Annotated in this window: 9 protein-coding genes; all 9 read right to left on the bottom strand. The window is 72.6% G+C overall.

Annotated elements, in window-relative coordinates; all coding sequences use genetic code 11:
- Positions 1-2: 2 nt before the first annotated feature.
- Positions 3-1,187, bottom strand: a complete 1,185-nt coding sequence (locus tag C5H89_RS15550) for a glycosyltransferase (RefSeq protein WP_104107889.1) — start codon at positions 1,185-1,187, stop codon at positions 3-5.
- Positions 1,184-2,707: a glycosyltransferase family 4 protein gene (locus C5H89_RS15545; RefSeq protein WP_104107888.1), complete on the bottom strand. Its 1,524-nt coding sequence runs from the start codon at positions 2,705-2,707 to the stop codon at positions 1,184-1,186. The genes C5H89_RS15550 and C5H89_RS15545 overlap by 4 nt, the downstream gene beginning before the upstream one ends.
- A complete protein-coding gene (locus C5H89_RS15540; RefSeq protein WP_104107887.1) occupies positions 2,707-3,843 on the bottom strand; it encodes a DegT/DnrJ/EryC1/StrS family aminotransferase in 1,137 nt (378 codons plus the stop codon). Before C5H89_RS15540 ends, C5H89_RS15545 begins: the two co-directional genes overlap by 1 nt.
- Positions 3,840-4,490, bottom strand: a complete 651-nt coding sequence (locus C5H89_RS15535) for an acetyltransferase (protein WP_104107886.1) — start codon at positions 4,488-4,490, stop codon at positions 3,840-3,842. The genes C5H89_RS15540 and C5H89_RS15535 overlap by 4 nt, the downstream gene beginning before the upstream one ends.
- Complete coding sequence (locus tag C5H89_RS15530) at positions 4,487-5,629, bottom strand: DegT/DnrJ/EryC1/StrS family aminotransferase (protein WP_104107885.1); 1,143 nt, start codon at positions 5,627-5,629, stop codon at positions 4,487-4,489. Before C5H89_RS15530 ends, C5H89_RS15535 begins: the two co-directional genes overlap by 4 nt.
- Entirely contained in the window at positions 5,626-6,621 is a 996-nt protein-coding gene (locus C5H89_RS15525; protein ID WP_104107884.1) for an NAD-dependent epimerase/dehydratase family protein, read from the bottom strand. The genes C5H89_RS15530 and C5H89_RS15525 overlap by 4 nt, the downstream gene beginning before the upstream one ends.
- On the bottom strand, positions 6,618-7,706 hold the full coding sequence (locus C5H89_RS15520; protein ID WP_240181897.1) for a Gfo/Idh/MocA family oxidoreductase: 1,089 nt from the start codon (positions 7,704-7,706) through the stop codon (positions 6,618-6,620). The genes C5H89_RS15525 and C5H89_RS15520 overlap by 4 nt, the downstream gene beginning before the upstream one ends.
- 48 nt (positions 7,707-7,754) lie before the next feature.
- A complete protein-coding gene (locus tag C5H89_RS15515) occupies positions 7,755-12,335 on the bottom strand; it encodes a DUF4082 domain-containing protein (protein WP_104107882.1) in 4,581 nt (1,526 codons plus the stop codon).
- 146 nt (positions 12,336-12,481) lie between these two features.
- Positions 12,482-13,906: a sugar transferase gene (locus C5H89_RS15510; protein ID WP_104107881.1), complete on the bottom strand. Its 1,425-nt coding sequence runs from the start codon at positions 13,904-13,906 to the stop codon at positions 12,482-12,484.
- Positions 13,907-13,997: the final 91 nt, after the last annotated feature.

Raw genomic sequence — 13,997 nt, 5'->3', positions numbered from 1 at the left:
GCTCAGGCCCCCCGGCTCTCGAAGAGCGTGCGCAGCACGTCGGCGCGCGAGGACCAGGAGTCGGCCAGGACCGAGGCCCGCCGGCGCTCGGGGGTACCGACCGGCTCACCAGCCAACGCCTGCGCGACCTTGGCGATGAAGTCCTCCGGTCCCTCCGCGATGGCCAGCACGTCGGCGTGCGCGCTGGCCTCCGGATAGGGCGTGGTCACCACCGGCAGGCCCAGCGCCAGGTACTCCTTGGTCTTGATCGGGTTGCAGAACCGGATCCAGTCGTTCTGCAGCCAGGGCATGATGGCCACGTCGAACCCGGCGCCGTAGCGCGGGATCTCCTCGTACGGCTTCATGCCCAGCCAGTGCACGTTGGGCAGCGCGAGCAGCTCGTCCAACGGACACGTCGCGGCACCGACGAGGACCACCGATGCCTCGGGCAGCGCCTGGGCCAGCTGGCGTACCAGCGGCAGGTCCACGACGTAGTCGTCGATCCCGCCGAAGAACCCGACGCGGGGGTGCGGCACCGCCGCGAGGTCTGCGGGCTCGGCGCCCGGTACCGCCGGGTCGAAGTGCGCCAGGTCCACTCCGTGTCCCAGCAGCACCGCCTGCCCGGACCCGGCCCGCACCAGGGGCTGCTCCTCGGCCATCAGCTCGGCGCTGACGTAGACGGCCGCGTCGCAGGCCCGCAGCATCGACCGCTCGAGCCGCCCGATCAGCTCGGAGTCGGCCTCGGGCAGGCTGGAGTAGCGGTCGGAGCGGTTGATCACCACGCTGCGCGAGCGCAGCCGGCGCGCCACCTCCCACGCCGTCGGCAGCGTCACCAGGACGTCCGGCATACGGATGCCGACCAGGCGGGCGGCCAGCCGCACCTGGAGCCGCACGGACCACGCGTTGAGCCGGCTCAGCCAGGGGCTGGCGAAGACCGGCACGCTGATCGGGGTCATCACGTAGAGCCGCGGGTGCCCGGGCTCCGGACGACGCAGCGCTCGCAGGGTGCTGGCCAGCTTGCGGGCCACCCGGCGCAGCGGCTGCGTGGTCGAGCCACGCCGCGGCATCCGCATGCCGAGGCTGTTGACCAGCAGCACCGGTCGGTCCGCCGAGAGCGCCCGCGCCAGCTGGACGTCGGAGTGAGCGCGGTTGTGGTACCAGTAGTCCTGGGCCGAGAAGAGCACCGAGCCCGCGGGACCCAGGCTCACAGCTCCACCTCGGGGCCGCCCACCGACGGCACCGGCCCGAAGGGGCCGCTCGCCCGGGCGTCGCGGCGCGGGTCGTAGGGGTCCCGCGGCCGGACCAGCGCGGGACGGGACCTCGGGACGCTGCCCGGACGGCGGGTCCGCGCCCGGCAGCGCACGAAGTCGGCCAGCGCGACCGGGTCGTGGAGGTCGATGTAGGGCCGACCCAGCTCGTCGTGGGAGTGCCACGTGGTGGACTCCGGCGGGACGATGGTGAAGCGGCCGGTGAGCGAGTCCAGCACCGAGACGTACGCCGCCGCCTGGGCCCGCCAGTCCAGCGCCTGAGCGACCCGGCGCCGAGCCCGCAACCCCATCTCGACGCGCAGGTCGTCGTCGTCCAGCAGTCGCTCGACCGCGTCGGCGAAGGCGCCGACGTCGCCGCTGGAGACGTAGAGCACCGCGTCGGCTCCGCTGATCCGGGTCTCCACCAGGTCGAAGGAGACCGAGGGCAGGCAGTAGGCCATGTACTCCATGGTCTTGTTCATCGTGGAGAGGTCGTTGAGCGGCGACCTGAGGTCGGGGCACAGGCCCACGTCGGCGTTGCTCAGGTGCGCGGCCATCGCGTCCCGGTCCACCCTGCCGGTGAACTCCACGACATGGTCCAGTCGCCGCGCGACGCTCTCCCGCTGCAGGTCGGCCAGGCAGTCGCCGAAGCCCATCAGCACCGCCCGCACGTCCTGGCGTCCGCGCCGGTGCACCAGCTCCTCCATCACGTGCAGCACCGTGTCCACACCGTCCTGGGGACCCATGATCCCCACGTAGGCCAAGGTGAACGTCTCCTTGCCCTCGGGCACCGTGGGCGTCGGCACGATGGGGCGCATCCGCCGGGTGTCCGGGCCGCTGCGCACCACCGTCACGTCGCAGGGGTCCATCCCGCCACGCTCCAGGGCCACCCGACGGTAGGACTCATTGGTGGAGGTGACCTTGTCCGCGGTCGCGAAGGTACGGCGCTCCAGCCAGCGCAGGGCCCCCAGCTCAGCCCGCTCGACGAGCCCGGTCGGCTCCCCGAAGCGGGACAGGAAGAGCTCGGGGTTGAGGTCGTGGTGGTCGAACAGGAAGCGCACCCCCCGGCGCTTCCACCAGCGCGCCAGCAGCCAGTAGGTGTCCGGCGGGTTGCAGGCCTGCATGACCTCGAACGGGTGGTCGCGCCACACCGTGTGCGAGAGCCACGCGGTGCGCAGCCAGCAGTAGGCGAACTCCCACGCGTAGCCCGTGAGCCCGTCGGCCTCGGGTGGCGGACGGTACTTGTACAGGTGCACACCGTCGATGACCTCGCGTGCGGGGTCTCCCGGACCCTTGGGGCAGATCACGCTGACCTGGTAGCCGCGGGGCACCAGCGCCTGGCACTCCAGCCAGACGCGGCGGTCCAGGGGCACCGGCAGGTTCTGCACGATGATCAGCACGTGCGGGCCGGAGCCGCGCGGTGCGGCGCGGGCGCTGCGTCGGGCCGCGAGCCTGGCGCGGAGGTCCGCAAGGCGGCCCATCACCGACTCCCTTCCCCGGCGCCGTCGTGGCCCAACAGCTCGGTCAGGGCATGGGCCACCGTCTCCTGCTGGGCGAGCGTGAGGTGGGGGTGCATCGGCAGGGACAGCATTCGGGCGGCGGCCCGCTCGGCGACCGGGAAGGTGCCCGGCCCCAGTCCCAGGCCCGCGTAGGCCCGGGTCAGGTGGACCGGGGTGGGGTAGTGGATGCCGGCGCCGATGCCGCGCTCGGCGAGCCCCGCCAGGACCCGGTCGCGGTCGGCCACCCGGACGACGTACAGGTGCCACACGTGCTCGTTGCCCGGAGCCACCCCCGGGAGGCGGAGCCCGGCGGGCTCGAGGCCGGCGAGCAGCGCGGCGTACCGGTCCGCGGCGTCGCGGCGCAGCTGGTTCCACTTGTCCAGGCGGGCCAGCTTGGCCCGCAGGTAGACCGCCTGGATGGTGTCCAGCCGGGAGTTCATGCCGATCACGTCGTGCACGTACTTGGTCGGTGACCCGTGGGCAGCCAGCACCCGGACCCGGGTCGCCAGCGCCTCGTCGTCGGTGGTCACCGCCCCTGCGTCGCCGGCCGCCCCGAGGTTCTTGCCGGGATAGAAGCTGGTTGCGGCAGCCTGCCCCAGCGTGCCGGCGGCCCTGCCGTGGCGGCGGGCGCCCTGGGACTGGGCGGCGTCCTCGACCACCGGGATGCCGGCGTCGGCACAGAGCGCCTGGACCAGCTCGACCGGAGCGGCCTGGCCGAACAGGTGCACCGGCACCACCGCCTGGGTGCGGGGACCGAGCCTCTCCGCCACCCGGTCCGGGTCGATCAGCAGGTGCTCGGAGTCGACGTCGACCAGCACCGGCACCGCACCGATCCGCGAGACCGCCTCGGCGGTGGCGATGAACGTGTTGGCCGGGAGGATCACCTCTCCCCCGGCGCGCACCCCCGCCCCACGCAGGGCGAGCTCGAGGGCGTCGGTACCGTTGGCCACCCCGACGCAGTGCCCGGCGCCCAGGAACGCGGCGTACTCCTCCTCGAAGCGCGACACCTCGGGGCCGCCCACGAAGCCGGTGCGGGCGAAGACGTCCTCGACACCCGCGCGCACCTCGTCGGCGATCTCCGCGTGCTGGGACCCCAGGTCCACGAACGGAACACTCATCTCTCCACCTCCACGGCTGTGCTGCTGCGCCGGGCGGGGATACCCACCCAGGTCTCTCCTGCCGGGAGGTGGCGGATCAGCGCCGCTCCCATGCCGAGCACTGCTCCCGGGCCCACGCTCAGGCCCTCCCGAACGCTGGAGGACATGCCGAGGTACGCCATCGGTCCCACGAGCACCCCACCCCCCAGCCGCACCCCGGCACACAGGGTGGCGAACTCGGCCACGACGTCGTCGTGGGTCAGCGTCACGTGCGGCATCACGACCACGTGGGCCCCCAGCCGGACGTCGGCGGTCATCACCACGCCGCCCAGCACCACGCTGCCGGCGCCGACCTGGCAGCCCTCGGGCACCAGGACCTGGGGATGGATGCAGGTCGCGTAGCGCTCCTGGCCCACCCCGTGCTCGGCGAGGCGCTCCACCAGCGCGTGCCGCACCTGGCCCCGGCCGGCACAGACCAGCACGTCGTGGTCGGCGTACTCGGCGACCAGGTCGAGACCGCCCACCACCGGGTGGCCGCCCAGCTTCGTGCCCCACAGCGCGGGGTCGTCGTCCAGGACCGCGATCCGTCGGTAGCGCCGCAGCTGGCGCTCCACCGCGAGCACCTCGCGGGCCAGCCCGCTGGCCGCGACCACGAGCAGGCCGGTCATCGGCGTCGTCCCGCCGCGCTCAGGGCCTCCACGACCCGGGAGTGCTCGGACTCCGACAGCTGGTGGTGGAGCGGCAGGATGAGGGTGTTGTCGGTGAGCCGCTCGGTCGCCGGCAACGGCACGTCCCCGGTGTCGCGTCCGACGTACGCCGGCTGCCGGTGCGCGGCCATGATGCCGCGCCGGGCCGAGATGTCGGCCTCGGCGAGGTGCGCCATCAGCTCCTCGCGGCTCAGCGGGAACTCCCCGGACACCTCGAGCCAGCAGGACTGGAAGTTCGTGGTGCCGCCGGGCGGGTCGGCGACCAGCCGCAGCCCCTCGATCTCGGTGATCGCCTTGGCGTAGCCGGCCGCGAGCTCACGGCGCCGCGACACCATCGCGTCCAGCTTGCCCAGCTGCACCAGCCCGACTGCGGCCTGCAGGTCCGTCATCCGGTAGTTGAAGCCCACCTCGGCGTACTCCTCCTGCGGGGCCAGCACGCTGGCGTGCCGGTCCGCGGCCGAGACGCTCATCGCGTGCTCGCGCAACCGGCGGGCGTGCTCGGCCCAGTCGGCCCGCGACGTGGTGACCATGCCGCCCTCGCCGGTGGTCAGCAGCTTGCGCGGGTGGAAGGACCAGACCGCGATCTCGGCCCCGGCGCCGACCGGCGCACCGGCGTACGTCGACCCCGCGCCGCACGCGGCGTCCTCGACGACCACGACGCCCAGCGGGTCGCACAGCGCCCGGATCGGTGCCAGGTCCACCGGCACCCCACCCTGGTCCACCACGACCACGGCGGTGGTGGCCGGGGTCAGGGCCGCGGCGACCGTCTCGGCCGTCACGTTGCCGGTCTCCGGGTCCACGTCGCAGAAGACCGGCCGCGCCCCGAGGTAGGTGGCGGCGTTCGCGGTGGCGATGAAGGAGAAGGACGGCACCACCACGTCGTCGCCCGCCTTGACCCCGCAGACCACGAGGGCCAGGTGGAGCCCGGTGGTGCAGCTGGAGACCGCCACCGCGTGCGCGGCCTGCTGCTGCTCGGCGAACGCGGCCTCGAACTCCGCGACCCGGGGGCCCTGGGCCACCCAGCCGGAGGCGATGACGGCGGCCAGCGCCTCGGCCTCGTCCTGCCCCAGCCAGGGCTGCATCACGTTGATCCGGCTCATGAGGACACCACCGTGCGACCCGCGGCGATCTCGGTGCGCAGCGGCCGCCACCACCGGACCAGCTCGGCCAGGCCCTGCTCGACGCCGGTGGAGGCGAGGAACCCGAGGTCGGTCCGGGCGGCGGAGACGTCGGCGAGGCGGCGCACCACGCCGTTGACGGCCCGCTCGGGACCGTGCTCCACCGCGAGGTCCGAGCCCATCACCCGCAGCAGCGCCTCGGCCAGCTCCAGCAGGCTCGTCTCGGTCCCCGAGGCGATGTTGTAGACCCCTTCGCGCACGTCGCTGGCCGCGGCCAGCACGTTGGCCCGGGCGATGTCGACGGTATAGGCGAAGTCCATGGTCTGGCGCCCGTCCCCGAAGATCAGCGGGGGCCGGCCGTCGGCGATCCGCTCCATCCACCGCACCAGCACCTCGGTGTAGAGCCCGTGCACGTCCATCCGCGGTCCGTAGACGTTGAAGTAGCGCAGCAGCACGTAGTCCAGGCCGTGCATGGCCCGGAAGCTGCGGATCATCCCCTCGTTGAAGGACTTCGCGGCGCCGTAGAAGGTGTCGTTGTTGTGGTGGTGGTGCCGCTCGGTGGTGGGGAACTCCTCGGCCATGCCGTAGACGGAGGCGGACGAGGCCGCGACGAGCTTGTCGACCCCGGCTGCCACCGCGGCCTCGACCACGTTGAACGTGCCGTCGACCATCACCTCCAGGGCCAGCCGCGGCTCCTCGGCGCACTGGGTGATCCGGATGGCGGCCTGGTGGAAGACCAGGTCCTGGCCCCGGGTCACGTCGTGGACCAGGTCCCGGTCCCGGATGTCACCCTCCACGAGCCCCACCCGGCCACTGGCCAGGGCCGCCTCCAGGTTGCCCCGCCGGCCCCGGACGAAGTTGTCCAGCACGTCGACGTGGTCGACGCCCGCGGCCAGGAGCTCGTCCACGAGGGTGGAGCCGATGGTGCCGGCGCCACCGGTGACCAGGACCCGGGCGCCCGCCAGCGCGGTCATCGCGCCACCTCCAGCAGCGGCTGGCTCGCGTCTGCGGTGACCAGGGCGCCGCCTGAGGCGAGGCTCCGCGCGGCCGCCTCCAGGACGCGGAGCACGCGCAGCCCGGCCTCGCCGTCGGTGTGCGAGGGTCGCTGCTCCCGGATGCTGGCGGCGAACTCGGCGACCATCGACCCCAGCGCCTCGCGCTCCGGCAGGGCGGGTGCCCAGGTGTCCCCCAGCCGGTAGGAGATCGTCGAGGCGGTCCGGTCGGCTGCGGTGGCGGAGTTGTGCGCCAGATCGACCCCCCGGTCGTAGACGCTGAGCCGCTGCTGCGGGTTGAGGTCGTCCCAGACCAGGGTGCGGCGGGTCCCGCTGATCACCATCTGCCGGATCTTGGTGGGGCTCAGCCAGTTCACGTGGACGTGCGCCATCGCGCCACCGACCAGCGGGAGGCTGAGGTAGCCGACGCAGCTCTTGCCGGCGCCGAGCGGGTCGGCGCCCTGCGCCGCCACCCCGGTGGGCTCGAGTCCGCCGGGGATGACGAAGTCCAGGATGGAGAGGTCGTGGGGTGCGAGGTCCCAGAACACGTCCACGTCGGGCTGCACCAGCCCGAGGTTGATGCGCACCGAGTCGATGAAGAGGATGTCCCCGAGCTCGCCGGCCTCGACCAGCTCGCGGATCTTCAGCACCGCCGGCGTGTAGCAGTAGGTGTGGTCCGCCATCAGCACGAGGCCCTGCTTGCGCGCCAGCTCGACCATGGCGGTGCCGTTCGCCACGCTGTCGGCCAGCGGCTTCTCGACCAGCACGTGCTTTCCCGCGCGCAGGGCCGCCAGCGCGATGCCCTGGTGGGTACGCGCCGGGGTCGCGATCGCGATCGCGTCGACGTCGTCACGCGCCAGCACCTCCTCCAGGGACGCGGTCACCGCGACCCCGCTCCTGGCGCCGAGGACGCTGTGCGCGCGTGCCACGTCGAGGTCGCACACGGCGACCAGGTCCCAGTCCGTGCTGCTCCGGAAGTTCCGGATCAGGTTCGGGCCCCAGTAGCCCGCACCGACGACCGCCACGCCCAAGGGCCTGGTGTGGCCCGGCGCAGCTTCCCCCGTCACCGTCATCTCGTCCTCTTTTCTCTCCTGCCCTCACGGGCGGGTGACTTCTCAGGTCGACGATCGGAAGACCACGTCGACGAAGTAGTTGGCGGCGTTCCACGTGCTCTGCGGGAAGCCCCCGCCGGTGCCGTAGCGGTAGACGCCGTTGGGGTTCGCCGGGGCGGTCAGCGGGCCGACGACGTGGTTGCCGGAGAAGAACTGCTGGGTCACGGAGTAGCGACCCACCGGCGCGTAGTACGAGACCACGTAGATCTGGCCCGCGGTGATCGGTACCGGCGTGCTCAGCACCGCTTCCTGCCAGCCCGAGGCCGTCTCGTTGCGGAACGTGACGGTGCCGAGCCGGGTGCCGGTGGAGGACCAGATCGAACCGGTGTGGGTGCCTGTGTTGCCCGGCCCCTTGTAGAACCGGATCGCGGTCACGGCGCCGTTCACCGAGGAGCGGAACCTGGCGCCCAGCTCGACCGCAGCCTTCTCCGTGTCGGCGGCGACCGCCGGCTGCCGACCGGCGAACAGCGACGTCGTGATCGGCGTCGGTGTCGGCGTCGGTGTCGGCGTCGGCGTGGGCGTGGGCGTCGGCGTGGGCGTCGGCGTGGGCGTCGGCGTGGGCGTCGGCGTGGGCGTCGGCGTGGGCGTGGGCGTCGGGGTCGGGGTCGGTGTCGGGGTCGGCGTCGGCGTCGGCGTGGCGCTCCCCTGGTAGACGACGTCGACGAAGTAGTTCGTCGCCTCGTAGGTGTTGGCCGGGAAGCCCCCGCCGTAGACGAAGCGTCCGTTGTTCGCCGCCGGAGCGGTCAGGTCGCCGCGGGTCCACGCGGTGGTGAAGAACTCACGCGTCCTCGCGTAGCGGCCCTGCGGCGCCAGGTAGGAGACGACGTACATGGTGCCCGCCGTCACCGCGAGAGGCTGGACCAGCGGGGCGGTCTGCCACCCCGACGCGGTCTCGTTGGCGAACGTCACCGTGGCCAGGCGGGAGCCGCTCGCGGACCACACCGAGCCGGTGTGCGTCCCGGTGCTGCCGAGCCCCTTGTAGAAGCGGACAGCCTTGATGAACCCGCTGCGGCTCGGGGTGAAGGCGGTGCCGAGCTCCACGACGGAGGTGTCGTCGGTGGTGGCGTCGACGGGGACCTGGTCCCCGAACAGGGACTGCTCGGCGGTGGTCTCCGCGGTCCTCGTGCGGAAGCTCCAGGTCTGGGTCGCCAGGGCGACCCCGTCGGTGGAGGCGGCGCCGGACAGCGTGACCGTGACGTCCGCTTCCGCTGGGAGCGGCTGACCCGGCGTCCAGGTCAGGGTGGTCCCTGCGGCGTCCAGCGCGGCGGCGCCGGCCAGCGGCGTCGTGCCCTGCTTGACCTCCAGCGACCAGCCGGGCGCCAGCGGGCTGGAGAACCCGACGCGGACCGAGCTCTCGCGCGCCACGTCGCCGGCCTCGGGAGCCGGTTGCCGCGACGTCAGCGTCATGCTCGGGGTGGTCCGGTCGAACACGACGTCGACCAGGTAGCTGGTCGGGGCGCTGATCGCGGGGAAGCCGGTGCCGTAGGTGTAGGCGCCCGCGGTGGAGCCCACCCGCAAGGGGGGCCGGGAGAGGTCGGCGTTGGCGAAGGCGTTCGGGGAGGCGGAGTACCGGCCCTGCGGGGCCCGGTAGGAGACCACGTAGGCGGTGTCCTTGGCGATCGGCACCGGCGTGGCGAAGGTCAGCTGCTGCCAGCCGCTGGCGGTCTCACCCGTGAACGTGCCGGTGGCCAGCTGTGCGCCCGCGGCGCTCCACAGCGTCCCGGTGTGGGTGCCGGTGTTGTTCGGGCCCTTGTAGAACCGGACCCCGGTCACCACCCCGCTGACGTCGGAGCTGAACCGGGTGCCGAGGGTGACGGCCTGCTTGTCGGGGTCCTCGAGCACCGTCGGCATGGTGTCGGGGGTGAACAGCGAGCAGGGGCAGATCCCGGGCGGGCTGGTGGGACTGGCGGTGCGGAAGGTCCAGATCGCATCGGTGCTGACCGTCGCGCCCTGGGTGTCGGTGCCGCGCACCGTGGCCGTGTGCTCGACGGAGCTGGCCAACGGTGCGGCCGGGGTGAAGGTGACCCGCCGGTCGGTCGCGTCGTAGGTGGTGTCGCCGGGCACGGTGGCTCCGTCGGCAGTGCGCAGCGTGAGGCCGGCAGTACCGGCCGCGAGCGGCTTGGAGAACCGGGCGCTCACCGTCGTGGAGACCGGCACGCCGGTGGCCCCCGGCGTCGGCGACTGGTCCACGACGGCCAGGGGCGAGTCGTTGGTGGCGGAGAACGCGACGTCGACGAAGTAGTTGCTGTTGCGGTAGGACTCGGTCGGCAGCGTGCCGGAGGGGCCGAAGACCCCGGGCGGCTGGCTGCCGAACCCGCCGGCCACGCTGAGCACCCCTGCGTCGTACCCCCGGGCGCTGAAGGCGTCGGCCTCGGTGGCGTAGCGCCCGCTGGGCGCGGTGTAGGAGGCGGTGTAGGTCTGGCCGGCGGTGACCGGTACGGCGTTGGCGAAGCTGGCGCTCTGCCATCCGGTCGTCGTCTCGCCGGTGAACGTCACCTGGCCGAGGCGCTGGCCCGCGGGACTCCACAGCGACCCCACGTGGGTGCCGCCGTTGCCGGCTCCCTTGTAGAACCGCACGCCGGTGACGTATCCGTCCACCTTGGGGGTGAAGCGGATCCCGAGCTCGACGGCCGCGGCGTCGTCGGTGGCCGGGAGGTCGGGCGCCGTCTGCCCCCACAGGCTGCAGGGACAGGTGACCTCGAAGGAGCGGCTGGTGGCGGCCCCGATGTTGGCGCTGTCGTCGACCGCCCGCACCTGGACCGGGGCGCTCCCCCGCCCGTGCTGGATGAAGGAGTAGGTCCACGACCCGGTGCCCGCAGCGGGGTGCCAGGAGACCCCGTTGTCGGTCGAGACCTCGACGCCCGCGACCTGTCCTCCCGAGTCGGTCGCGGTGCCGGTGAGGGTGATCCGGTCGCCGTTCCGCTGCGCCGCACCGGCGGCCGGGGCGGTGATCGCCACGGTCGGCTTCGCGGTGTCGGTGCTGCTGCTCGCCGCGACCAGGGTGCTCATCAGCGTGGTCGGCTGGACCCCCATGTCGGCGAAGAGGTTGACCTGCGCCTGCTGCATCCGCTTGTCGGCGGGCTCGGCGGCGTAGCTGGAATCGTGGTCCTCGTCGAGCCCCCACGTCCACTGGATGCTGCCGGCGCTGAACACCAGGGCGCCGCTGGGCGCCCGGTAGAGCGTCAGGTGATGGGTGGTCGAGCCCGGGGCGACCTGGTTGCCGAAGTCCTGGAGGTACTCCGAGACCGCACCGGTGGTGGTGGAGAGGCGGATCAGCCCCTGCGGGCGGAAGCCGTTGTCGAGGTCCTCGTTGGACTCGTAGCCGACCGTGTGCGGAGCCAGCCGCGTGGACCCGGACGTCATCGTGGTCAGGCTGGTGTTGCGCCACAGCCGCAGCTTGCCCTCGGGCGCGCTCACGCTCAGGGCCAGGTCGTCGTGGTTGACCATGTAGGCGGTGCCCGTCAGCTCGTTCTCGGGCCGACCGGCACCCTTCGCGGGAGCCGCGAAGCGCGGGTCGCGCCAGGTCCCCGTCCACTGGTCGCTGGGATCGATCTTGGCATTGCCCCAGGTCTCCTTGTAGGAGACCAGGGTCCGGTACGCCGTCCGGCTGGCGTCGGCCGACGGCTCGTAGCGCGTCTTCCAGTAGGCCTCGTTGCCGCTGAGGAACTGCAGGTGCACCCCGGCGTCCCGGGCCGCCTCCACGTTGGCCCGCTGGGCGCCGCTCCAGTACTCGTCGTGGCCCACCGAGAGGAACACCTTGTGGTTGGTCAGCAGCTGACCACGACGGTCGGTGTCGACGCCGGCGATGTAGCTGGTGTCGTAGCCGTTGCGCTCGAGGAAGCGGACCAGCGGGTACTCGTTGGCGAAGAAGAAGTCGCGGCCGCCGTTGTCCTTGCGGGTCATGACGGGGCGGTTGTAGCTGAGCTTGTAGGCGCGGCCGTTGCCGCCGCCCTGGTAGAAGTCCGAGCCCCCGTAGGTGTTGTAGGCCTGCCAGGTGGTGTCGGAGGTCTGGAAGACGACGTCGGAGCGGCTGGCGTCGTCACGCACCACGAAGGTGATGTGGCTGGCACCGCCGGTGTCGGTGCGGGTCAGCTTGGCGAGGTAGACGCCCGAGACCGCTGTCGAGGGCACGTTCCACGAGGCCGAGACGGCCCAGTTGCCGCAGTCGTAGAGCTCGGTGGTGGAGTCGGTGATGCACTGGGGTTGGCGTTGCGGCAGCGCCGCGCTCGGGTTGACCGAGGCGATCTTGCGCGCCCCGAGACCCTGGTAGTAGCCCACGCGGTAGATGTCGACCCGGTAGGCCCGCGCGTCGGTGTCGACCTTGAAGTCGATGCGCTCACCGACGTTGACCGACACCTCGGTGGAGAAGCCCTGGATGCTGGTGTCCCCCGCACCCCAGATGTCCCAGTCCGAGGATCCGGGCTGCGTGTTCTCGCAGGCGATCTTGTTGCCTGCCGCGCCGCAGGGGTCCGCGGCGTTGGCCGGGGGGGCCAGGACGGGCGGCACCAGCAGCGCCACGGCCACGCCCCAGGCCGCGACCAGCGCTGGCAGGTGGCGGACGACGCGCGAGGTGTCACCGGACATGGGAGATCTCTTCCAGCTCATCCCGAGTGTTGGTGTTGCCTGGATGGCGCCGCAGACGGATCGTCGTGCGGCGCCGGGGAGTCATCTCGACGACTCGTCAGCGACCGGCCGGCGGGTGCTGCGCGCGGTGGCGCTCGCGGACACCCTCACCACGCACCCTTGGGTCGGACCACGGCGTCGACGGTCTTGAGACCGATGACCACGTCGTCGACGAGGCGGTAGTTGTCGGCATAGTCGATGTCCAGCCGGACCGACTCGTCCCGACCCAACGTGGACCGGCCGTTGATCTGCCAGGCACCGGTCATCCCGGGCCGCACCACCAGACGCCGACGTTCGATGGCGGTGTAGCGGGCGACCTCGCTCGGCAGCGCCGGCCGCGGCCCCACGAGCGACATGTCTCCCTTGACCACGTTGATCAGTTGGGGCAGCTCGTCGAGGGAGTACTTGCGCAGCACCCGACCCAGTGGCGTGACCCGGGGGTCGGCACGCTTCTTGAACAGCAGGCCGTTGCCCTCGTCGGAGTCCAGGAGGAACGCCTTGACCGCCTCGGCGTCCTCGGTCATGGTGCGCAGCTTGTACATCGTGAAGCGCCGGCCGTCGCGCCCTACTCGCACCTGTTGGAAGATCCCGGAACCTGCCGAGGTGGCACGCACCGCGACGACGAGCGCGAGGATGAGCGGGGAGGCCAGGACCAGGAGGACCGAGCCCACGACCCGGTCGACCAGCGCCTTGAGGGCCAGCAGGACGGGCGCGGGCCTGCTGGAGCGCAGGTGCACCACGGGCGACCCCGCGAAGAGGGTGTGCTCGATACGGTGCGGCCCGATCCCCTCGAGCTGGGACTGGAGGGCCAGTGCGATCCCCGTGCCCTCCAGGGCCCAGCCGATCCGGCGCAGCCGGTCGGCGTCGAGGCCGCCCCCGGGGGTCACCAGCACCAGGTCCGGGGCGAAGCGCAGCAGTGCGGCGCGCGGATCGTCGGCCTCCTGGACTACGGAGATCCCCACCTCCTCGGCGCCGCGCTGGCGCGGCAGCACCGGCTGCTGAGCGCCCAGCACCAGGCTGCCGACAACATTGATCCGTCGGTCGCCTGCCCACCGGGTGGCCGCCTCGGCCACGTCCACGGCTGAGCCGACGACCACCACCCGCTGCTGCACCGGCAGCAGGTGGCGCAGAAGAGCGCCGCCCGCGGTGACGGCACCGGCGGCCACGCTCAGGCACAGGGCGCTGCGCAGGTCGTCGGTCGAGATGAGGCCCACGGCACTGGCGGCCCCGGCCGCACCGAAGGGAACCGCCAGGTCCCGCAGGACCTTGCCCGGGCGGGGCAGCCCGGGGCGGACGGCCTGGGCGCCGAAGACGTAGCTGGCCAGGAGCACCAGCACGGCGTAGCCGGCAGAGCCGAGAACCGGAGCGTCGAGGGCCGCGACCACAGCGGTCATGGTGAGCACCACGGCCACCAGCTCGATGGGCAGCATCAGCCAGGCCCACGGCACCCGATGGCGGACGCGGGCGGAGCCACGGGTCGCTGCTCGGTGGGAGACCCGGGCCCGGCGTGAGGACTGCGCGAGGTCGGTCATCCCGGAACTCCCCAGCTGTGCGTCGGTCCGTACTGGACCCGGCGACCGCACCGCGTGCGGTCGCCGCGCGCCGGACCGGGCGATGCCGGCC

This window comes from Nocardioides sp. 616 (assembly GCF_002930065.1).
GTDB lineage: Bacteria > Actinomycetota > Actinomycetes > Propionibacteriales > Nocardioidaceae > Nocardioides > Nocardioides houyundeii.
The sequence above is the reverse complement of the archived record's forward strand: the minus strand, read 5'-3'. Positions and strand labels throughout refer to the sequence as shown.